The following is a 22,547-nucleotide window of genomic DNA, read 5'->3' on the forward strand; positions in this document are numbered from 1 at the left end:
CGTGTCCAGTCGACATCGCATCGCCCGGGCGTTGACGCCATTGGTACCCGTGGTCCTCGGAGCGGGTCTCGTCACCGGCCCCGCGCCCACCGCCGGAGCCGCCGTCGCGGAGACCTCGCCGCTCAGCTCGGTGACCGTGCGGGTCGATCCGTCGTACCAGCAGCAGGAGTTCGAGGGGTGGGGGACGAGCCTGGTCTGGTTCGCCAACGCCACGGGCACGTACCCGGAGCCGATCCGAAGACAGCTCGTCGACATGCTGTTCGGCGAGGACGGCCTCGCCCTCAACATCGCCCGCTACAACATCGGCGGCGGCAACGCCCCGGACGTCCGCAAGGACTACATGAAGGCCGGCGCGACGATGGAGGGCTTCTGGAAGGCCCCCGAGGGGACCACCCGCGAGGACATGGACTGGTGGGACCCGGACAACCCCGACCACTGGGACTGGGGCGCCGACGCGGGGCAGCGCTGGTGGGTGGACCAGGTCAAGGACAAGGTCACCACGTGGGAGGCGTTCAGCAACTCCCCGCCCTGGTTCCAGACGGTCAGCGGTTATGTCTCCGGCGGCTTCGACGCGAACACGGACCAGATCCGCGCCGACCGCGCCGACGACTTCGCGGCCTATCTGGTGCGGGTGACCGAGGAGCTGGAGAAGGCCCACGGCATCGACTTCGACACCATCGATCCGCTGAACGAGCCCAACACCAACTACTGGGGCACCCAGTTGGGGGCCGACGGGCAGCCCACGGGCGGGCGTCAGGAAGGCGCCCACGCCGGACCGGCCCTCCAGCAGAAGGTGATCCTCGCCCTGGACAAGGCACTCGACGGGGCGAGCACCGACGCGGACCTCTCCGCGATGGACGAGACCAACCCCGGCATCTTCACCCAGAACTGGAACGCCTACGGCGCCGACGCGCGTGCCGCCGTCGACCAGCTCAACGTGCACACCTACGGCACCGGCCAGCGCACCAGCGCCCGGGACATCGCCAAGGGCGCGGACAAGAAGCTGTGGATGAGCGAGGTCGAGGGCACCTGGGGCACCGGCACCGACTTCACCAGCATGGAACCGGGTCTCGGCATCGCCACCCGGATGGTCGACGACATGCGTGAACTGGAGCCCTCCGCCTGGGTGTTCTGGCAGCCGATCGAGGACTCGATCCCCCAGGCCGCGGCCGGCAAGAACTGGGGCAGCATCCATGTGCCGTTCAACTGCACGGCCGAGGACACCCTGGAGACCTGCCCGATCCGCGCCAACTCCAAGTTCCACACCATCCGGAACTTCACCCACCACATCCGCCCGGGCGATCGCTTCGTGAAGACCGACGACACCAACAGCGTCGCCGCGTTGAAGAAGTCCGGCCGTGCGGCGACCGTGGTGCACGTCAACGGCGGCACGTCCGCGCGCTCCGTGACCCTGGACCTCTCGCGCTTCGCCAAGGTCGCGTCCCGGGCGACCGTGACGCCGGTGGTGACCAGCGCGGACGGCGCGCTCGTCCGCGGCACCCCGGTCCGGGTCACCGACCGCTCGGCCACCCTCACCGTCCCCGCGAAGTCGGTCACCACCTTCCTCGTCGAGGGCGTCGCCGGGGTGGCGAAGGACGCCGCCCTCGTCCAGCCCGGCCACGTCTACCGGCTCCAGGGCGCCCACAGCGGCAAGTCGCTCACCCCGTCGGAGGACGGCAGCGGTGTCGTCATCCGCACGACCGACCAGGCCAGCGCCGAACAGCTGTGGTCCGTACGGCAGTTGACGCCCGGCAACGACCACAGTGAGCGTTACGCCCTCACCAGCGCCACCCACGGCAAACGGCTCGCGGTGCGCGACGACCAGGCCGTCCTCCTGGACCCGGCGGACACCGCGCCCGACCCGGCCGCGCAGTGGATCCTGTCGACGACCGGCGACGGCACCTGGACGTTCGTCAACGCCGCCACCGGCCGCCTCCTCGACGTGGCCGGACAGTCCACCGCGGACGGGGCCCGGGTGTCGACGTACACCCCGACCTCGGCGGCGAACCAGCGCTGGGCCGCGACCGACGAGACAGTGCTGCGCACGAAACAGGCCGAGGTGTTCACCGTCCCCGGCCTGGCGCCGAAGCTGCCGCAGACGGTGACACCGCAGTACCGGGACGGCGCCCGCGGCGCGCTTCCCGTGGTCTGGAACGTCCCGCCGGACCGCAAGTGGCGTGACCCCGGAACCGTGCGCGTCACCGGCCGGGCGACCGATCCGCTCGGCCGGCAGATCCCCGCGAAGGCGGTCGTCACCGTCGACACGATCGCCTCGACGCTGCCCGGCCGCGCCAAGACCCACATCGGCGGGAGCCCCGAGCTGCCGGACACGGTCGTCGGCGTCGGCACCCACGGCGGCAGGACCGCCCTGCCGGTGACCTGGGAACCGGCACCCGACGGGGCGTTCGACAAGACCGGCGTCGTCACGCTGCGGGGAACCGCGCGGATCGTGGACGGCAGTACGGCCGGGGCGACCGTCCGTGTGCAGGTCAGCGAACCGGTGCAGACCAACATCGCGCCGGACGCCGGTGTGTCGGTGGCGGCCACGTACACGGAGAGTGGCTACTCCGCCGAGCGGCTGCGCAACGGCGACACCGCCGAGAAGGCCTGGTCCAACTGGAGGTCGGGCACCAAGAACCCGTCCGACACCATCACCTTCTCCCTGCCGAAGGCCCGCGATCTGAACCGGGTCGTGGCGCACTTCCACCGCGACGGGACCAACGTGTCCTTCCCGTCGGCCGTCAAGGCGCAGGTGCGCGGCACCGACGGCACCTGGGCCGACGCGAGCGGCGAGATCGCGGTGGGCACCGAGGGCACTCCGGTGGTCGGCATACCGCTGGAGGCGGCAGGACCGGCGACGGGCGTGCGCGTGGTGATGACCGCCCGGCCCGGCGGTTACATCACCCTCAGCGAGATCGAGGTGTACGCCGACTCCCCGGGTGTCTCCTCGGACGCCGCCGCCGCGTCGATCGAGGTCGCCGGTGTGCCGGTGGCCGCCTTCGACCCCGACAGGACCGGCTACCGGGTCGTCACCGCCGATCCGGCCCGTGCCGTGGTCACGGCGACGGCACGCGACCCCTACGCGAGCGTCACGGTCGACAAGGTCCGTGAGCACGGTAGGACCCGGGCCGTCGTCTCCGTGACCGGTGAGGACGGGTCACGGACGACGACGTACCGGATCGATCTCGTACGGCGCTGAGCCTTCAGTTCCTGAGGTCCGCCCGGACCGCGGCGGCGACGACCGCGTCCCGCTCGGTCCGGGTGAACAGCCCCGCGGACAGCCAGGTGTCGGCGAGGGCGCGCACCGCCTCCACGAACCGTCCGGCCGTGGCGAAGGGCGCCTGGTCCCAGAGGACGTCGAGGAAGGTCAGGCCGTCGCCGCGGGCGCGGTTGGGGACGCCCGAGTCGGCCCTGCCGAACACCACGACGGGTTCGGAGCGCCGGAAGTAGGCGTGGTAGCGGGTGTCGTCCGCGACGAAGAACGGCGCGAGGGTCAGTCCGTGCGTGGTGAAGTACAGGGGCCGGCCCTCGGGTCTGATCGCGCCGGTGAGGTCGCCGCGCAGGGTGAAGTCCTTGTAGAAGGAGAACGCGCGGAACCCCTGCTCCGGGCTCCGGGCGACCAGCAGCACGGGCCCGTGGAACACCGACTGGACAGAAGGGTCGTCCGGTGTCCGTTCGATCCGGAGCCGGTACGGCATCGAGACGCGGACCCGGTCGCCGGGGCGCCACTGTCTGCCGATCGTGAGATAGCTGCCGGGCACCGCCTCGGCCGGATGCCGGACGCCGTTGACCGTGACGATCACGCCTGCCGTGGCCCAGGACGGTATGCGCAGCTTGAGGTCGAGCGGGCCGCTGCCCTCCCGGACGGTGAGGGTGCGGACGCCCTCGGCCGGGAAGCCGCTCGTCTGCTCGACGACGAACCCCCGCTCGGGCCAGCGCAGTGTCGAGGCGAGGTAGAGGTTGACGTACAGGGCGCTGCCGTCGGCGGAGCGGAAGTAGACCGAGTCCTGGTACTTGGTGTGGCTCTCCATGCCGGTTCCGCCGCAGCAGGTGCCGGTGTTGCCGTACTCGCGCAGGACCCCGGGCCCCATGCCGACGAAGTAGGTGACCTCCGGGCTGCCGGTACTGGCGGTGTCCCGGCGGGAGGCGAGGATGTGGTTGGTCAGGCCGCGTTCGTAGTAGTCCATGTACGCGGGGTCGGGCTCGCGGAAGAACAGCTGCCGGCTCAGCTTCAGCATGTTGTACGTCGCGCAGGTCTCGGCGTTCTTGTCGTCCACGGTGGCCGCGACGGCCCCCCGGGCCCGGAACATCTCCCCCTGCCCGGTGCCGCCCAGGCTGTAGGTGCGCGGGCCCACGACCATGCCCCAGAAGTTGCGGGCGGCGGTGGCGTACCGCTCCTCGCCTGTCTGGTCGAACATCCGCAGATAGCCGGTGAACTGCGGGATGTGCTGGTTGGCGTGCCGGCCGTCCAGGATGTCGCGGTTCTCGGCGCAGGCGGCCAGCAGCGCGGTGTTGTCGAAGCAGCGGGCGGCGGAGAGGTGCTCGGCCTTGCCGGTGAGGGTGTGCAGGTCCGCCATCACCTCGTTCATGCCGCCGTACTCACCGGCTATGTAGATCGACCACATGCGCTCCAGCTGCGCCCGCGGGAGGTGCCCGAGTCTGCTGTGCACCCAGTCGCCCATGCGGGAGGCGATCTGAAGTGCCTGCTGGTTCCCGGCCAGCGCGTGCGCGTCGAGAAGGCCGCGCATGATCTTGTGGCAGGTGTAGTACGGCGCCCAGATGGTGGGGTAGGTCGTGTAGCTCTCCAGCAGGATGAACTGCGTCTCGGGATAGGCCGCCAGATAGCCGGGGTGGCTCGGTCTCGGGGTGCCGTGCTCGGCGAGGGCCTGCTGGCATTCGCCGAGGGCGCCGACGAGGTGATCGAGCTTGGACTTGAGGGCCGGCTCCCGTGTGTCGGCGTACGCCTGGGCGACGAGGGTGAGGAAGTGGCCGCCGTAGTGGCCGCGCAGGTTGCCGTCGGAGGTCTCCCATCCGCCGGGCGGCCGGGCTCCTCGGGTGTCGAGTCCGGCGTTGGCCCGGAAGACGGCCAGGATGCGGTCGGCCGGGTAGGTGCGGGCATAGTCGAGCATGAGATCGCGCTTGCGGCGGAACACGCCGTCGCCCAGGGTCACTTGGTGGAGGGCGAAGGGGTGGACGGCCCAGTCCGGCGCCTCGGTGGGGGTGGCGGCGGCCGGGGCGGTGGCGGGTGCCGCGTGGGCCGGCGTCGCCGCGTGGACCAGGGGGACGGCGGCCGCTGTTCCGGCGGCGAGGCTCAACAGACGGCGTCGGGTGGGAGGTTGGGACACGCGCGTACTCCGATCGTCGGTCGTCGGCGGGCAGGGGTGGCGCGGCGCGGAGGCGGACCGTTCACGACCGGCCTCGCGGGTCGGTCGTCGGCAGCCATACGCGCATGGTCGAGGGTCCGCGGTTGGCCCAGGAGTGGTAGGGCACCAGGACGATGCCCGAGCGCTCGCCGGCGGGAGGGGCGGCCGGGTCGACCGGCCCGTAGGGCCAGGGGGCGTCGTGCGGTGCGCCCGGCGCGGCGAGTTCGCCCGGGGCGACAACGGTGTCGTCCGGGCCGTCGGCGGGTTCGACGGAGGGATCGACCCGTACGGCGTCGACGTCCCGTCCGCCCGGCAGGTCCACGGACTCGGAGCAGTACACCAGCGGTCCGCGCTGCACGGCGACCGTGCCGCGCACCGCGTCGATGCGCGGGTCGGGCGCGATCCAGCGCGGGGACACCGGCAGATCGAGCCGGATCTCGTCACCGGGCCGGAAATGGCGGGTGATCTCGGCGGTGCCCGGATGGACGGCGCGGCGGGCCCCGTCGGGGTCGGTCAGCAGAGCGGTGTCCCCCTGTGCCCAGGCGGGGATCCGCAGCGACAGGGTCCACGGGTGGTCCGGGGTGCGGTCGATCCGTACCGTCACGCGCCCGTGCGAGGGGTAGTCGGTGCCGACGCGCAGGGCGATGCCGCCGGTGGTGATCTCCGCGTCGGCGTACTGGTGCAGTTGGAGTCCCTGGTCGTCGGCCGTCGCCAGGTAGCCCGGCAGCAGCGCCAGGGTGCGGGCCACGTTGGTCGGGCAGCAGGAGACCGCGAACCAGGGGGCGCGCAGGCTCGATTCGGCGCGCGGGCTCTCGGCGTCGGCGGGAGGAAGGGTGCCGCGGCGGCGCCGGTGCAGGGTGTTGGCGTAGAAGAAGGAGCGGCCGTCGTCGGACGGGGAGGTGGCGACGACGTTGAACAGGGTGCGTTCGGCGAGGTCGGCGAAACGGGGCTCGCCGGTGGCGAGGAGCAGGCGCCAGCTGAGCATCACGGAGGCGACGGAGGCGCAGGTCTCCGAGTAGGCCCGGTCCGGGGGCAGGACGTAGTCGTCGCCGAAGGACTCGTCGCGGTGGTGCGAGCCCATGCCGCCGGTGAGATAGGTGCGGCGGGCGACCGTCCGCTCCCACTGGCGCACGACCGCGGCGAGCAGCTCCTCGTCGCCGGTCTCCACCGCCACGTCCACGGCACCGGCGGCGAGGTAGAGGGCGCGGACGGCGTGGCCGCGCAGGACGGTGGCCTGCCGTACGGGGAGGTCGTCCTGGTAGTAGGCGCGGCCGAACTCGGGGTCGGCGAGGGTGCCGTGGCCGCGGCGGTCCACGAACAGGGCGGCCTGGTCGAGGTAGCGCTGTTCGCCCGTGGCACGGGCCAGTTCGACCAGGGCCGTCTCGATCTCGGGGTGCCCGCAGACGCCTTCGATGCCGCCCGGACCGAAGGTGGCGCACACGTGGTCGGCGGCCCTGCGGGCGACCTTGGCCAGTTCTCCCTCGCCGCGGGCACGGATCTGGGCCACACCCGCCTGGATGAGGTGGCCGTAGCAGTAGAGCTCGTGGCCCCATGCGAGGTCGCTGTAGCGGGGCTGCTGGCCGGGGCGGCCGAAGGCGGTGTTGAGGTAGCCGTCGGGTTCCTGGAAGGAGGCGATGGCCTCGACGAGGGGAGCGGGGACGTCGTACTCGCCGTCCCAGCTCATGGCCTCCAGCAGCTTGTAGACGTCCGAGTCTGCGAACTCCCGGCCGCGGCGGGCCTCGACGGCCGATCCGAAGTTGCCGAGCCAGCCGACGCGTTCCATCCAGTCACGGCAGTGGTCGAGGGAGACGGTGGCGTTGACGTGTCGGCGCCGCGCCCAGAATCCGCCGGTGACGCGGACCTCGTCGAGGCCGAGCGGCCGGAGCCGGCCACGGCTCGGCGCGACGGGCACGACGGGTGACCCCATGATGTTCTCCTTCACGCATCATCCCTTCAGCGCGCCCGACATGAAGCCTCGTACGTAGTGCCGTTGCAGGAGCAGGAAGAGCAGCAGACAGGGCACGGCGAGGACCACCACGCCCGCCTCGGTGGCCCCGTAGTCGACGGCGCCCATGCTCTGCTGCCGCAGGTTCGCCACGGCCAGCGGCAGGGGTGCCTTCTCGCTGTCGGAGATGAGGATCAGGGGCGCGATGAAGTCGTTCCAGGCGGCGAGGAAGGCGAAGAGGCCGACGGTGATCAGGCCCGGGCGTACCGCCGGGAGGAGGACGCGGCGCAGGGCGCCGGCCGTGCCGCAGCCGTCGACGAGCGCGGACTCCTCCAGTTCGCGCGGTACCGCCTCGAAGGAGATCCGCATCATGAAGGTGGCGAACGGCAGCTGGAACATGGCCAGCACCAGGCTCAGCCCGATCAGCGAGTTCTGGAGGTGGAGTCTGCCCAGCAGCACGTAGAGCGGGATGAGGAGCGTGGCGTACGGGACCATCAGGATGGCCAGGGTCAGCAGAAACAGCAGGTTCTTGCCGGGGAAGCGGAAGCGGGCGAAGGCGTAGCCGCCGAGGAGGGACACGCCGAGGGTGAGGACGACGGTGAGTCCCGAGACGACGGTGCTGTTGAGGAGGTAGCGCCACAGACCGGCGTCGTAGTCCAGCAGGGTGCGGTAGTTGCCGAAGCCGTAGCCGGACTCCTGGGCGGTGCCGGGCTGGGCGCTGAAGGAGGCCCAGGTGTTCCACAGCAGCGGGAACAGGAAGATGACGGCCAGTCCTGAGGCGACGACGTAGTGGGGCGTCCGGCCGAGGGCACGGGTGAGCACCGGGGTGTCCCTTCTCCTGGAGGCGGGTGTCACGACTCGTCCGCGTGCCGCAGGCCGCGGAACTGAAGGACGTTGAGCAGGAGCAGCGCGGCCAGCACGATGATCGACAGGGCCGCGGCGGTGCCGAGGTTCAGCCGCTGGAACGCCTCGCGGTAGATCAACTGCACGACGGTGACGGTGCTGTTGTCGGGTCCGCCCTTGGTGAGGACGAAGAACTGGTCGAACGCGAGCAGCGATCCGGTCACGCACAACAGCAGGGACAGGGCGAGGGAGGGCCGCAGCAGCGGGAGGGTGATGGAGCGAAAGACCTGGCCGGGGCTCGCGCCGTCCATCCGCGCCGCCTCGTACACCTCGTGCGGGATGCGCTGGAGGCCCACGAGCAGGATCAGCATGTAGAAGCCGGCGAACTTCCAGACCACGAGGAACACCGTCGACAGCAGGGCCGCGGTCGGCGTGCCGAGGAAGGACACCGGGTCGTCGACGAGGCCGAGTCTCTCCAGGGTGCGGCTGAGAGGGCCGGTGGAGGGGCTGTACAGGCCCCAGAACAGCAGGGAGGCGGAGGCGAGCCCGAGCGCGCCGGGCAGGAAGTAGACCGTACGGAAGAAGCCGGCACCGGGGCGGGACTCCTGCACCAGCAGGGCGAGCAGGAGCGCCAGGCCGAGCAGGACGACCGTGACGAGCACGGTGTACAGGAGGGTGAAGCGGACGGCGGGCCAGAACAGGGTGCTGTCGGTGGCGTCGGTGTAGTTCTCGGGCGCGTTGCCGCCCCGGTCCCCGGCGAGCAACGGCCAGTCGCTGAGCGACATCTGGCCGACGAGCAGCAGCGGCAGCAGGAAGAAGACGGCGACGAACACGGCCGTGGGCGCGGCGTAGGCCATGCCCTGGAGGGTGCGGGAGCGCCGCAGGAGGGTGGGCGTGCGGGGCCGGCGATCGGGGGTGTCCGGCCGGACCGGGTGCTCGGCGGCCGCCCGGTCCGGGGCCTTCACCTGCATGGTCCTCCTCTGCCGTACGAACATGGGCGGTGGGCGTGGCCGGACGAACGCGGGCGGGCGGTGTGCTCAGTCGGCCAGGGAGGCGGTGACCGCGTCGTTGTTCTTGTCGACGGAGGCGCCGTCGCCGAAGACGGCGTCGCGCATCAGGGTCAGCCAGGGCCCGTTGGGGTCGTTGAAGGTCTGGCCGAACTTCATCGCGTACGGGGTACGCCCCTCGGCGACGAGTTCGTTGATCGTGACCAGCCGCGGGTCCGCCTCGGAGTGCTTGTTGGAGGCGAGGTCGGTGCGGGCCACCACGTCCTTGTGCGCGGCGACCACGTCCACCTGGGCCTTGTCGCCCACGGACCAGGCGAGGAAGTTCCAGGCCTGGTCGGCCTTGTCGCTGGTGGCGGAGATCCCGATGGCGTCGCCGCCTACGAAGGTCGACTTCCCGCCGTCGGGTCCGGGGATGGGGGCGACGCCGAGGTCGAGGCCCTTGGGCATCAGCCCCAGGGTGGTCGACGGCATGGGCATCACACCGACCTTGCCCTTGGGGAACACGCCGGTCCAGGTCACGCCGGTCTCGTCGCGTGCGCCGGGGGCCACGATGTCGTCCTTCACCCAGCCGCGGTAGGTGTCGTAGACCTTCTTCGCGGTGGCGGAGGCGAGCTGTGCCCCGGTCCCGTCCTCGTTCAGTACGTCGTCCCCCGCGGCCCAGACGGACGGCCACCAGGTGAAGACCCCGCAGCCGCCGCAGTTCCCGCCGAAGAAGGTGCCGTTCACCCCGCCGCCGAGCGCGTCCACGGCCCGGGCCTGCCGGTCCCACTCGGCCAGGGTGGCGGGCGGCTTCTCCGGGTCGAGCCCGGCCTTCTTGTAGAGGTCCTTGTTGTAGAAGAGCACCGACAGGTCCAGGGTGTGCGGGACGACGTACTTCTTGTCCTCGTAGGTGCCGGCCTTGATGTGCGACTGGGCGAGCTTGTCGGCGAAGGGCAGGGCGTCGAGGCGTTCGGTGAGGTCGGCGAAGAGGCCGCTGGAGGTGTAGTTGGGGACGAACACCACGTCGGAGGCGAAGAGGTCGGGCAGGTCCTTGGAGCCGGCCGCGGCGCCGACCTTGGCCTGGTAGTCGTCGGTGGGGACGACGGTCAGCTCGATCTTGTTCTTGTGGGCCGCGTTGTACGCCTCGACCAGGGCCTCGCTCTGCGGCCGGGTCGCCGCGCGTGTCCACATCGTCAGGGTGGCGCCGTCGTCGACTCCCCCGGCGCTCGTCCCGTCCCCTCCTCCTCCGTCGTCGGAGCCGCCGGCTCCCGAGCCGCAGGCCGTGACGAGAGTCGTGGCGGCGAGCAGCGCGATGGCACCGGTGACCAGGCGGTGCGCGGTTCCTGCTGGTCCGGCCGTGCTCCCCATGGCGATCCCCCTCGTGTGGCGGCGGGCCGTGAGCAGGCCGACCGGTCGGGACGACGGACGTGGTGGCACTGAACTCCGTGAGGCGAAGGACGCGATGAACCGAAAAGGCTTTCAGAAAGCTAGGACCCGCCTCACAGCCCGTCAATCCCCTTGCACGGAACGGGTTCAGGGCGCCCGCGAAAACCCGTGGAAACCGCCGGTCCCCACCTGGACCGAAACATGTCGCGTACGGTTTTACGCGCGACGTGCCACCCTCGACGGCCTCCGCCTGCGCACGCGAGACAGGAGATCACCCGTGACCCAGACCGCCGACCCCTCCCGTCCGCAGCCCGCCACCCTCAACGACGTCGCCCGGCTGGCGGGCGTGTCCATCGCCACCGCGTCCAAGGCGCTCAACGGCCGCAGCCAGGTGCGCGCCGAGACCCGGCAGCGCGTGATCGAGGCGGCCGAGCGGCTGTCGTTCCGGCCGAACCAGCTGGCCCGCGGGCTGCTGGCCGGGCGGACCGGCACGGTCGGGCTGCTCACCAGCGACCTGGAGGGCCGGTTCAGCATCCCGATACTGATGGGCGCCGAGGACGCTTTCGGGGCCGGCGAGGTCGCCGTGTTCCTCTGCGACGCCCGCGGGGACTCCATCCGTGAGCAGCACCATGTGCGCGCGCTGCTGGGGCGCCGGGTGGACGGCCTGATCGTCGTGGGCAGCCGCACCGACCCGCGTCCGACGCTGGGCCGCGACCTGGCCGTTCCCGTCGTCTACGCGTACGCGCCCTCGGACGATCCGGCCGATCTGTCCATCGTCCCGGACAGCGTGGACGCGGGCCGGATCGCGGTCGGCCACCTGCTGGCCTGCGGCCGCACCCGGATCGCGCACATCACCGGCGATCCCGGGTATCTGGCCGCGCGGGAGCGGGCCGAGGGGGCCCGGGCCGCGCTCGCCGACGCCGGACTCGCCCTGGTCGGCGAACCGCGGTTCGGCGCCTGGTCGGAGGGCTGGGGGCGGGCGTCCACGGCCCTGCTGCTCGACCAGCACCCGGACGTGGACGCGGTGTTGTGCGGCAGCGATCAGATCGCGCGCGGTGTCATGGACGTCCTGCGCGAGCGCGGCCTGCGGGTGCCGGAGGACGTGTCGGTCATGGGCTTCGACAACTGGCAGGTGCTGACCTCCGGTTCGCGTCCGCGGCTGACCAGCGTCGACATGAATCTGGAGCAGGTCGGGCGGGCGGCGGCGCAGGCGCTGTTCGGCGCGATCGGCGGTGCCACGCGTTCGGGCGTCGAGGCGCTGCCCTGCCGTGTGGTGATCCGGGGCTCGACGGCCCCTTTGTCGTGAACCTGTCCTGAACCGTTCGGTCGGCGAACTCGGGCCTCACCCGGCTCTCTTGACACTCCATCAGCTCGCTCCTACGTTGCGAAAACCTTTTAGGTCGTTTCAGCAAAGGGGAGCCTCCGATGCGAAGACGAACAACAGAGACCGTCCTGCACCGCCTCCTTGTCGCCCTGGCGCTTCTCGTCTGTTCCGTCTTCGCCGCTCCGCCGGCCCACGCGGCGCAGACGATCGGCTTCCCCGCCTTCAGCGGCCCCGCGGTCCCGGCACCGCCCGTCGCCCACACCACCGGCGACATGATGCGCAGCATCTACGACGCCGAGAGCTCGGGCACCGACTTCTGGATGGACCGTCTGCTGGCCCGCTCCGGCAACGACCCGGCCGGTCCCTGGCTGATGAGCCGGGGCCGCGCGCTGTTCATGAAGGAGCACGACCCCGCCCGGCTGGGTTTCGCCGGAAAGGCCGCCTACTGGGAGAGCATCGACGACAACAGCGCCTACACCGTCGCGATCACCCCGGGCACCTTCACCGAACTGGTCGCCCAGCGCCGCCAGACGCCCAGTCACTGGAAGAGCGTGCACACCGGCGGTTCGGTCACGGTCGAGCAGACCAAGTTCATCACCGACAACAACGTGGCCGTGACGAACCTGTCGATCAGGAACTCCGGCAGCAGCCCGACGACCCTGCAACTGCGGGCGACCTCGCCGTACGCCACGACGGGCACCGGCAGTGAGCTGACCGGGCAGGTCAACGCCTACAACAACCTCACCACGATCCGGCCGCGCCTGACGGGCGAGGGATTCACCGCCGCGAACGGCGGCCTCGGCCGCTCGGTGACGATCCCGGCCGGAGCGACGGTGACCACCAAGGTCGTGATGGGCTTCGTCACCGACGAGATCCCCGAGTCGCTCACCGAGTACACCGCCTACGCCGGCCACTCCCCCGCGACCGCCTTCGCCACCCATGTCAGGGCCTACAACCTGTGGTGGGCGCAGAACGTGCCCTACATCGACGTGCCCGAGCCCGCGATCAAGAAGAACATCTACTACCGCTGGTGGCTGATGCGCTTCAACAGCCTCGACGCGGACATCCCCGGGCAGACCTTCCAGTTCCCGACTTCGACGGAAGGCGTCCTCGGCTACAACAACGCGATCGCCCTCACCCAGCCGATGCACATCGACGACCTGAAGTACCTGCGGAACCCGGCCTACGCGTACGGCGACTGGCTGAGCGTCGGCCAGACGTCCAAGGGCGGCCGCTTCCTCGACAACCCGGGCGACCCGGAGAACTGGTCCAACAGCTACACGCAGTACATCGCCGAGGCGGCCTGGAAGAGCTACCAGATCCACGGCGGCCAGCCGGCCATCGCCGCGAGCCTCGCCCGCTACGCGGAGGGCGACGTCAAGGGCCAGCTCGCCCACTACGACACCGACGACAACAAGCTCATCGAGTACGACTGGGGCGCGCTGACCGGCAACGACGCCGACGCGGTGTCCTTCCACTGGAAGCCCGGCCGGATGGACCGCGCCGAGTCCGCCTACCAGTACAGCGGGGCGCTCGCCGCCGCGCAGGCCTACGAGGCGAGCGGCAACACGGCCAAGGCCGCCGAGCTGCGCACGCTCGCGGGGCAGATCAAGGACGCCATCGTCAACGTGCTGTGGAACCCGAACCGGCAGCTGTTCGAGCACCGGCTGAAGTCGACCAACGAGTGGGTGCCCTGGAAGGAGATCAACAACTACTACCCGTTCTCGGTCGGCGCGGTCCCCGACACCGCTGCCTACAAGCAGGCCCTGCGCCTGTACGACGACCCGGCCCAGTACCCGATCTTCCCCTTCTACACGGCCAACCAGGTCGACAAGAAGGCGGCGGCCGAGGCCGGGGAGCCCGGCTCCAACAACTTCTCCACCATCAACTCCACCGTCCAGTTCCGGCTCTACTCCTCGGTGCTGCGCAACTACCCCAACTCCTGGATGAACGCGACCGACTACAAGAAGCTCCTGTACTGGAACACCTGGGCGCAGTACGTCGGCGGCAACACCCAGTGGCCCGACGCCAACGAGTTCTGGGCCGACTGGAACGGCAGCTCGATCAACTACCGTTCCTGGATCCACCACAACATCCTGGGCAGCAGCAACTGGACCGTCATCGAGGACGTCGCCGGCCTGCGGCCCCGCAACGACGCCAAGGTGGAGCTCTCCCCCATCGACATCGGCTGGTCGCACTTCACCGTCAACAACCTCCGCTACCGGGGCGCCGACCTGTCGGTCGTCTGGGACGACCCCGCCGACGGCGTGGTCCGCTACCCGGGCGTCCCGGAGGGCTACTCGGTCTACGTCAACGGCAACCGGGTCGCCACCGTCTCCTCCCTGGTGCCCCTCACCTGGGACCCGGCCACCGGTGAGGTGACCACCGGCGGCACGGTCACGCACCACACGGCCGCCCCCGGTCTCAAAGCCCCCCAGCAGGTCGTCCAGGACAGTCCCCGGATGGTCGACATGCTCGCCAAGGCCGGTGTCGACCTGACCGCCGACCTGACCAACCTCGCCTCCGGGGCGACCGCCTCCGCCTCCCACACCGGGTCCGGCAGCGCCGTCTCCGGCGCCGTCGACGGCTATCCCACCAACGAGCCCTTCTGGGGCGCCGGCGGCTCCCCCAACAGCCAGGACTGGTACGAGCTGAACTTCGGCACGGCCCGCACGCTCAACGAGGTGCGCCTGTACTTCAAGGACAGCCGGCCGGCCGGCGGCACCTACCGGGCGCCGTCCGCGTACACCGTCCAGTCCTACAACGGCAGTTCCTGGGTGGACGTGCCCGGCCAGACCAAGAGCCCGGCCGCGCCACGGGCCAACTACAACCTGGTGCGGTTCCCCGCCGTCACCGCCCAGCGCGTCCGGGTCCTGGCCACCAACGCCTCCGGCGCGAAGACGGGCCTGACCGAGCTGAAGGTGTTCAACCGGGGCGGCGTCCAGCCACCAGCCAACCACGCGTCCTCGGCCACGGCCTCCGCGTCCCACACCTCCGCCTGGGAGTCCGTCGCCGCGGTCAACGACGGCATCGACCCGCCCTCGTCCAACGACACGGTGAATCCGCGCTGGGGCACCTGGCCGGAGACGGGCCAGCAGTGGGCCGAGCTGACCTGGCCGGCCGCGAAGACCTTCAACAGGGCCGAGGTGTACTTCTTCGACGACGACCAGGGCATCGACATGCCCGCCTCCTGGAAACTCCAGTACTGGAACGGCGGCGCCTACGTCGACGTGCCGGGGGCGAGCGCCTACCCCCTGGCCAGGAACCAGTACAACGCCGTCACGTTCACCGCCACGACCACCACACGGCTGCGGGTGCTGCTCACCGGCAACGGCACCCAGTCCGTCGGTCTCCTCGAAGCGAAGGTGTACGGCCCGTGACTCGTTCCCGATGGCTCTCCGCGCTCCTGGCCTCCCTCACCATGGCGGTCGCCCTCCTGATGGCGCCTCCACCCGCTGCCGCGGCCGTGTCGTTCACCTCGACCGGGATGAACCAGAACGGCGGCAACTGCCTCGACCTGCCCGGCGGTTCGACCACCAACGGGACACAGCTGCGCGCCTTGGCCTGCGCCACCGGGGCGAACCAGAACTTCGGCTTCACCCCGGTCGCGGGTGCCGCCGACACGTACACGATCACCGCCCGGTCCGGTCAGTGCGTCGACGTCTCCGGCGCGTCCACGGCGGACAACGCGGCGATCATCCAGTGGCCGTGCCACGGCGGCACGAACCAGCGCTGGCGGCTCGTCCCGGTCCCGGTGTCCGGGACGGACAGGACCTTCCAGGTGGTCTCCGTGAGCTCCGGCAAGTGCGTGACGCCCAGCGGCGGTTCCTCGGCGTCCAACACCAACCTGGTACAGCTGCCGTGCTCCACGACGAACGGCAGGGTGTGGCGGCTGCCCGGCTTCACCGACGGCGGCACGAGCCCGGGCACCTTCACCAACCCGCTCTCCCAGCGCGGGCCCGACCCCTGGCTGACGTACCACGACGGCTTCTACTACCTCGCCACCACGACCTGGAACTCGACGGTCACCATGCGCAAGGCCAGTACCCTCGCGGGCCTCGCGACCGCCACGGACCAGGTGATCTTCAACCTCACCCGGCCGAACGGCGCGGGCACGATGTGGGCCCCGGAGTTCCACCTGCTCGACGGTCCCAACGGCAAGCGGTGGTACTTCTACTACACGGCCGGACGGGAGCCGTTCGACCTGGGCACCCAGCGGATCCATGTGCTGGAGAGCGCCGGGCTCGACCCGATGGGCCCCTACACCTTCAAGGCGGACCTGCTCGACCCGAGCCAGGACAACACCTGGGAGCTGGACCCGGGCATCCTGCAACTCAACGGACAGCTCTATCTGCTGGGCACCTTCTACAACGGCTCGCAGCCCATGTTCATCCGGCCGCTGTCGAACCCCTGGACCGCGAGCGGCACCCGCCGCGTCCTGTCCACCCCGACCTACAGCTGGGAGACGGTGGGCGGTGCGGTCAACGAGGGGGCGGAGGTGCTCCAGCGGAACGGGAGGACCTTCATCGTCTACTCCGCCAGCCACTGCTCCACGCCCGACTACAAGCTGGGGATGCTCACCTACAACGGCGGTGACCCGCTGAACTCCTCCTCCTGGGTCAAGTCGCCGAACCCGGTGTTCCAGCGGTCCAACGCCAACGGCGTGTACGGGCCCGGTCACAACGGCTTCTTCAAGTCGCCCGACGGCACCGAGGACTGGATGGTCTACCACGCCAACAGCTCGGCGAGCGGCGGCTGCGACATGAACCGCTCCACCAGGGCGCAGAAGTTCACCTGGAATGCCGACGGCACTCCGGACTTCGGCACCCCGGTGGCGCTCGGGGTCCCGCTGACCGCGCCCTCAGGCGAGTAGCACTCCCCTGAGGAAGGGGACGAGCGTGCGGGTCAACGTGTTCTGCGACGGGGCGGCGAACAGCGGGTCGAGGTGGTTCATCCCGTTGTCCGTCTCATAAGCCCCGTACGGGATACGCGAGTTCGCGACGACCTCGCGGGCGGCCGACACGATCGTCCCCTTGGCGTAGCTGGTCTCGAAGGCGTACAGGGGAACGTCCAGGCCCGCGGCGTGCCGTAGCCGCAGGCCCAGCGAGCGGGCCAGGTCGGTGTCCTGGTAGGGGTCGGTGACGTCGAGGTCCACCGACAGCCGGGCCGGCCAGTACCACTCCCACACGGCCGGCTCGGGGCCGCCCGCGTAGGCCGTGGCGACACGACCGATGGGGGTGATGCCGGTGTCGACCCAGCCGCGGACGTCGCCGCTGTCGGCGAGGTGTCCCGAGTGGACGCTGATGTCGTTGGGCCAGCCGAACCCGGCGTCCACCAGGACGCCCAGCAGCCCGGCGTTGGTGACCGGGACCGCCGGGCGCAGGGCCTCGGGCATGCGGGGCTGGAGGACCGAGCGGCCGTCCGGGTCGCGGTGGGCGTACCAGCCCGCGAGCTGGTACCAGATCTGGGTGCTCTCCGCCCGGTCGCCCAGCCCGACTCCGCTCAGCGTCATGTCGAAGACGGCGCCGCCGTCGATGGCCGCGAGCCGCTCCTTCACCTGCTCCGGCGAGTTCTGCACCGGCGCATCCGTCCCGTCGAAGGCGCCGTGCACACCGCCGTCGACCAGGACGAGGGCGGACACGTCCCGGTACCCGGGGTGGCCGTCGAAGTCCCAGGCGGCGTACGCCATCGCCGTGGTGGCGCCCCAGGAGTGGCCGCCGAGCACCACCCGGCGACTCCCGCCCCGGGCGGCGGCCCGGACGACCGTGCGCAGATCCTCCAGCGTCCTGGCGAGCCCCCATCCGGCGGCGAAGCCGGAGGCGGCGGGGTCCAGCGCGCGGTAGCGGCCGTCCAGGTAGTACCCGAGCGGGTCCGCGCCGGCGAAGCCGGCGCGGTCGGCGAGGCTCTCCTCACGCCGGTCGAACGACCACACCTGTACGCCGGGCAGGGCGGCGACGAGGTCCCGGGCGACCAGCCGGAAGTCGTTCGCGGCACCGAACATGCCCGGCACCATGACCAGGACGGTGTGGGCCGTGTCGGGGCCGACCTTCAGCACATGCACGCGGTCCGAACCGGCCGGACCGCCCCCGGTGCCCACCGCCAGCGGGACGTACCGCTCCCGGTGGTCCGCGCCCCGGCTCCATGCCGTCCCGGCCACGGACGACAGGGCCAGCCCGCCGGCCATGCCACCGAGCACCGAGCGGCGCGAGAGGCCACCCGTCATCAGGCGCACCCGCCGATCCGCTTGCCGCTCAGCGCCACGTCGTCCATGTGCATCTCGTACGACGAGGGGGTGGGGTCGGCCTGGTACAACTGCCAGCCCAGCTTGAGCTTGTCGAAGCGCGGGAAGACGAAGTCGTCGGCGGTTCCGCCGTGTTCCTTCGTGGAGACCGTCAACTCGGGCTCCTCCACACCGTCCTGATACACCGTCACGCGGTTGTCGGTGGCGTCGAGGTGGAACTCCACGCACTTCCAGGCGCCGTCGGTGGCAGGAGCGGAGGTCTTCCAGGCGGTCCAGTCGCCGGTGGGCCCGCCGTCGGAGCCGACGCCCCGGAAGTTGGCCCGCTCGGTGGGGACGTACTGGCCGCCCAACGGCCGTACCAGTGTGGGGGTGTCGGAGCCGGAGGCCTCCGCGAGGGTCCAGTGCGCCCAGTCGGGAGCGGTCGGGAACCGGTCCACGCGCACCCGCAGCCGGGCCCAGAAGCTGTTGCCGGCGGGCGCGAGGTCGGACAGGACCATGAAGGCCCGGCCGTTGCCCTCGGTGCGCAGCCGCAGTTCGCGGCCGTGGCCGGTGGCGCTGGGCTCGACGCTCAGCGAACCGTTGGCGGAGTCGGTGGTCCAGCCGCGGCCCGCGGTGACCGGGCCGAGGGGAAGACGATCGAAGCTCTCCCGTACGAACGTCCCGTGCGGGACCGGAGAGGCCGAGGCGGTGGGGGGTATCGCGATCAGCACGGCCGCTGCTGCTAACAGCGCGGCGCCGGCCTTCCTCATGCGTGTCATGGAAAGAGTTTGCAACATCAACCACAGGAGTCACACAGCAGTTGGTGGCGGCGCGGCAAAGGATGCGAAAAGAACAAAAAGAAAGGGAAAGGAGGTCACCCGCTCCTTTCCACTCTCAACTTATAGCGCACCGGGGGGCTTGCGGCAAGGCCCCCGTCGTACCGCAGAATCAACGGCCAAAGCCACAACCTGCGAAAACGGGGAGAATCACGAAGTGCGTGTGCTGTTGTCGACCTACGGGTCGCGTGGAGACGTCGAACCGATGGCCGGGCTCGCGGTGGCGTTGCGGGAGCGCGGCGCACAGGTGCGGGTGTGCGCGCCGTCGGACGAGGAGTTCGCGCGGCGGCTGGCCGGTGTCGGCGTGCCGGTGGTGGCGGTCGGCCCGTCGGCGCGTGTGCTGACGAAGGGGTCGCCGCCGCCCTCGGCGACGAACCTGCCCCAGCGCGCGGCGGCGGTGATCGCCGCCCAGCTCGACGCGGTCGCCGCGGCGGCCGAGGGGTGCGATGCGATGGTGGCGACCGGCATGATCCCGGCCGCGGCCGGGGCTCTGTCGGTGGCCGAGAAGCTGGGCATCCCCGCCGTGTCCGTGACCTTCCAGCAGCTCACCGTGCCGTCACCGCACCACCGGCCGATGGCGTATCCGGGTCACCCGCTGCCGCCCGAGGTGACCGACCACCGGGTGCTGTGGGACATGGACGCCCGCAGCATCGACGCGCTGTTCGGTGAGGCGCTCAACACGAACCGGGCCTCGATCGGCCTGCCGCCCGTGGACGGGGTGCGTGACTACGTCCTCGGCAAGCGGCCGTGGGTGGCGACGGATCCGGTCCTGGACCCGCTGCTGGAGCGGCCGGAGCTCGACGTCGTCCAGACCGGTGCGTGGTCCCTGCCCGACGACCGACCGCTCCCCGACGACCTGACGGCGTTCCTGGAGGCCGGGGAACCGCCCGTGTACGTGGGCTTCGGCAGCATGCCCCTGCACTCGTCGCCGGACGCCGCCCGGGTGGTCGTCGAGGCGGTCCGCGCCCGGGGCCGCCGTGTCCTGCTCTCCCGGGGCTGGGCCGAGCTGGCACTGGTGGACGGGGCGGACGACTGCTTCGCCGTCGGCGAGGCCAACCACCAGGTACTGTTCTCCCGCGTGGCCGCCGTCGTCCATCACGGCGGGGCGGGCACCACGACGACCGCCGCCCGGGCCGGTGCACCCCAGGTGGTGGTGCCCCAGCTGGCGGACCAGCCCTACTGGGCCGGCCGGGTGGCCGACCTGGGCATCGGCGCCGCCCACGACGGTCCGACCCCCACCCTCACCTCCCTGTCGGCCGCGCTCGAAACGGCCCTGACCCCCCAGGCCCGCACACGAGCCGCCGCCGTCGCCGGCACGATGCGCGCCGACGGGACGGCGGTCGCCGCCAAGCTACTGCTCGACGAGATCAGCGGGGACAGCCCGCCGGTCCCCGCGTGAACGCGCGGGACCGCCGAGCCACGACCCGACCGCTTACCGGAGCTGATGCCGTGAAACACCCGACCACCAGCGCGTTCGCCCTTCCCGACCGGCTCTCCGCCAAGGCCGACCCGACGCTGGTCGCCGGCGACGAGCGGCACTTCGCCGCCATCGCGGAGTGCCTGGAGGAGACGATCGCCGAGCTGACCGACCGCCTCGACACCGCGCGCAGGGCGCCGGGCGGCATGGGCCAGGAGGCGATGGACCGGGACATCGAGATCCACCGCCTGACCTCGCGCCTGCGCACCCTGCGCCGTTTCGGCCTGGACCTGTGCCTCGGCCACATGGTCGGCACGGACGACCCCGAGCCCGTGTACGTCGGGCGTCTCGGCCTGACGGACAGCGAGGGGCGCCGGCTGCTGGTCGACTGGCGCTCGCCCGCGGCCGAGCCGTTCTTCGGCGCCACCCACGCCAACCCGATGGGGCTGGCGAGCCGCCGCAGGTACCGCTGGAACGGCGGCCGGATCGGCGACTACTGGGACGAGGTGTTCACTCCGGACGGCTTCGCCGGGCACCACGCCTCGCTGGACGACCAGTCCGCCTTCATCGCCAGCCTGGGCAGCGACCGCTCCCCCCGGATGCGGGACGTGCTCGGCACCATCCAGGCCGACCAGGACGCCATCATCCGCGCCGGATCCCGCGGCGCGCTCGTGGTGGACGGCGGTCCGGGCACCGGCAAGACCGTCGTCGCCCTGCACCGCTCCGCCTACCTCCTGCATTCCGACCCCCGCCTGGGCCATCGCCGGGGAGGGGTCCTGTTCGTCGGCCCGCACCGGCCCTATCTGGCCTATGTCTCCGACGTCCTGCCCAGCCTCGGCGAGGAGGGCGTGCAGACCTGCATCCTGCGGGACCTGGTCGCCGAAGGCGCCGCGGCGAAGGTCGAGAGCGACCCGGAGGTGGCCCGTCTGAAGTCCTCCGCGGACCTGGTGAAGGCGATCGAGAAGGCCGTCAGGTTCTACGAGGAGCCGCCCGCCAAGGGGATGACGGTCACCACCCACTGGTCCGACATCCCGCTGAGCCCCACGGACTGGGCCGTGGCGTTCGAGGCGGCGGAACCCGGCACACCGCACAACGAGGGGCGCGGCCACGTCTGGGAGGAACTGCTCACCATCCTGGTCGACAAGCACGAAGGGGATGCCTCGGCGGAGGACGGCGAGGTCTCGCCCGAGCTGCTGCGCAAGTCGCTGCGGCAGAACCGGGAACTGCAGACGGCCTTCAACCGCGCCTGGCCGCTGCTCGAAGCGGCCGACCTCGTCTCCGACCTGTGGACGGTCCCCGCCTATCTGCGGATGTGCGCTCCCTGGCTGAGCCGGGAGGAGGTCCAGCGCCTCCAGCGCGCGGACGCGCAGGCCTGGACGGTGTCCGACCTCCCGCTGCTGGACGCGGCACGGCAGCGCCTCGGCGACCCGGGGGCGGCACGGCTCAAGCGCCGCAACGAGGCCGCCGTCGCCGCCGAACGCGAACGTATGAACACGGTCGTGGAGAGCCTGAGCGCGGTCGCGGACGACGAGTACGGCATGGGTCTGGTGACGATGCTGCGCGGCGAGGACTTCCACGACGCCCTGGTCGACGAGACCGCACTGGCGGGCGCCGACCCGGACCGGCTGGCCGGGCCGTTCGCGCATGTCGTCGTGGACGAAGCGCAGGAACTGACCGACGCGGAGTGGCAGATGCTGCTGCTGCGGTGTCCCTCGCGGAGCTTCACCATCGTCGGGGACCGCGCCCAGGCGCGGCACGGCTTCACGGAGTCGTGGCGGGAGCGGCTGGAGCGGGTCGGCTTCGACAGGATCGACCTGGCCTCGCTGACCGTCAACTACCGGACACCGGAGGAGATCATGGCGGCGGCCGAGCCGGTCATCCGGGCCGCGCTCCCGGACGCCAACGTGCCGACCTCGATCCGCAGCGGCGGTGTCCCCGTCCTCCACGGACCCGCCGCGGACCTGGACTCGGTGCTCGACGGCTGGCTCGCCGAGCACGACGACGGGATCGCCTGCGTCATCGGTGACCCCGCCTTCCGGACGAGGTCCCGGGTGCGGTCGCTGACCCCGGAGCTGTCCAAGGGGATGGAGTTCGACCTGGTCGTCCTCGTCGACCCCGAGGACTTCGGGGAGGGCATCGAGGGTGCGGTCGACCGCTATGTCGCGATGACCCGGGCGACCCAGCGGCTGGTGGTCCTCAGCAGCGCCTGATCCGGACAGGCCGGTCG

General features: G+C 71.2%; 13 protein-coding genes. 6 read left to right on the top strand and 7 right to left on the bottom strand.

Annotated elements, in window-relative coordinates; translation table 11 throughout:
- Position 1 precedes the first annotated feature (1 nt).
- Complete coding sequence (locus SLINC_RS04605; RefSeq protein ID WP_225988239.1) at positions 2–3,199, top strand: RICIN domain-containing protein; 3,198 nt, start codon at positions 2–4, stop codon at positions 3,197–3,199.
- A 4-nt stretch (positions 3,200–3,203) separates the two neighbouring features.
- On the opposite strand, the gene SLINC_RS04610 is transcribed toward SLINC_RS04605, so the two are convergent.
- The 5 genes from SLINC_RS04610 to SLINC_RS04630 all read right to left on the bottom strand — a co-directional run bounded on the left by SLINC_RS04610 (position 3,204) and on the right by SLINC_RS04630 (position 10,505).
- The gene (locus SLINC_RS04610; RefSeq protein WP_182449144.1) at positions 3,204–5,345 is read right to left on the bottom strand and encodes a glycoside hydrolase family 127 protein; all 2,142 of its coding nucleotides are present in this window, start codon (positions 5,343–5,345) and stop codon (positions 3,204–3,206) included.
- 61 nt (positions 5,346–5,406) lie between these two features.
- Positions 5,407–7,290 (bottom strand): glycoside hydrolase family 127 protein, encoded by a 1,884-nt coding sequence (locus tag SLINC_RS04615; RefSeq protein WP_067444981.1) that lies wholly within the window; start codon positions 7,288–7,290, stop codon positions 5,407–5,409.
- A gap of 18 nt (positions 7,291–7,308) precedes the next feature.
- Positions 7,309–8,130, bottom strand: coding sequence for a carbohydrate ABC transporter permease (locus SLINC_RS04620; protein ID WP_067427124.1), 822 nt, complete (start codon positions 8,128–8,130; stop codon positions 7,309–7,311).
- 29 nt (positions 8,131–8,159) lie between these two features.
- A complete protein-coding gene (locus SLINC_RS04625; RefSeq protein ID WP_067427127.1) occupies positions 8,160–9,122 on the bottom strand; it encodes a carbohydrate ABC transporter permease in 963 nt (320 codons plus the stop codon).
- A 66-nt stretch (positions 9,123–9,188) separates the two neighbouring features.
- Positions 9,189–10,505: an ABC transporter substrate-binding protein gene (locus SLINC_RS04630; RefSeq protein ID WP_067427130.1), complete on the bottom strand. Its 1,317-nt coding sequence runs from the start codon at positions 10,503–10,505 to the stop codon at positions 9,189–9,191.
- 295 nt (positions 10,506–10,800) lie between these two features.
- Here SLINC_RS04630 and SLINC_RS04635 point away from each other — a divergent pair, with 295 nt between their 5' ends.
- The 3 genes from SLINC_RS04635 (at position 10,801) to SLINC_RS04645 (ending at position 16,720) form a co-directional block, all read left to right on the top strand.
- Positions 10,801–11,829, top strand: coding sequence for a LacI family DNA-binding transcriptional regulator (locus tag SLINC_RS04635; protein WP_067427133.1), 1,029 nt, complete (start codon positions 10,801–10,803; stop codon positions 11,827–11,829).
- Positions 11,830–11,948: 119 nt separating this feature from the next.
- Positions 11,949–15,227 (top strand): discoidin domain-containing protein, encoded by a 3,279-nt coding sequence (locus tag SLINC_RS04640; RefSeq protein WP_067427136.1) that lies wholly within the window; start codon positions 11,949–11,951, stop codon positions 15,225–15,227.
- Complete coding sequence (locus SLINC_RS04645) at positions 15,224–16,720, top strand: family 43 glycosylhydrolase (protein WP_067427138.1); 1,497 nt, start codon at positions 15,224–15,226, stop codon at positions 16,718–16,720. Before SLINC_RS04640 ends, SLINC_RS04645 begins: the two co-directional genes overlap by 4 nt.
- On the opposite strand, the gene SLINC_RS04650 is transcribed toward SLINC_RS04645, so the two are convergent.
- Both SLINC_RS04650 and SLINC_RS04655 read right to left on the bottom strand, forming a co-directional pair.
- Complete coding sequence (locus tag SLINC_RS04650) at positions 16,709–18,070, bottom strand: alpha/beta hydrolase (protein ID WP_067444984.1); 1,362 nt, start codon at positions 18,068–18,070, stop codon at positions 16,709–16,711. The two genes, SLINC_RS04645 and SLINC_RS04650, sit on opposite strands and share 12 nt — an antisense overlap.
- Positions 18,070–18,846: a hypothetical protein gene (locus SLINC_RS04655; RefSeq protein WP_067427140.1), complete on the bottom strand. Its 777-nt coding sequence runs from the start codon at positions 18,844–18,846 to the stop codon at positions 18,070–18,072. The genes SLINC_RS04650 and SLINC_RS04655 overlap by 1 nt, the downstream gene beginning before the upstream one ends.
- Positions 18,847–19,060: 214 nt before the next feature.
- Between SLINC_RS04655 and SLINC_RS04660 the strand changes: the two genes are divergently transcribed.
- A complete protein-coding gene (locus SLINC_RS04660; protein ID WP_067427145.1) occupies positions 19,061–20,302 on the top strand; it encodes a glycosyltransferase in 1,242 nt (413 codons plus the stop codon).
- Between the two features lie 50 nt (positions 20,303–20,352).
- Positions 20,353–22,530, top strand: coding sequence for an RNA polymerase recycling motor ATPase HelR (gene helR, locus SLINC_RS04665; RefSeq protein WP_067427148.1), 2,178 nt, complete (start codon positions 20,353–20,355; stop codon positions 22,528–22,530).
- Positions 22,531–22,547 lie beyond the last annotated feature (17 nt).

Source organism: Streptomyces lincolnensis, from assembly GCF_001685355.1.
GTDB lineage: Bacteria > Actinomycetota > Actinomycetes > Streptomycetales > Streptomycetaceae > Streptomyces > Streptomyces lincolnensis.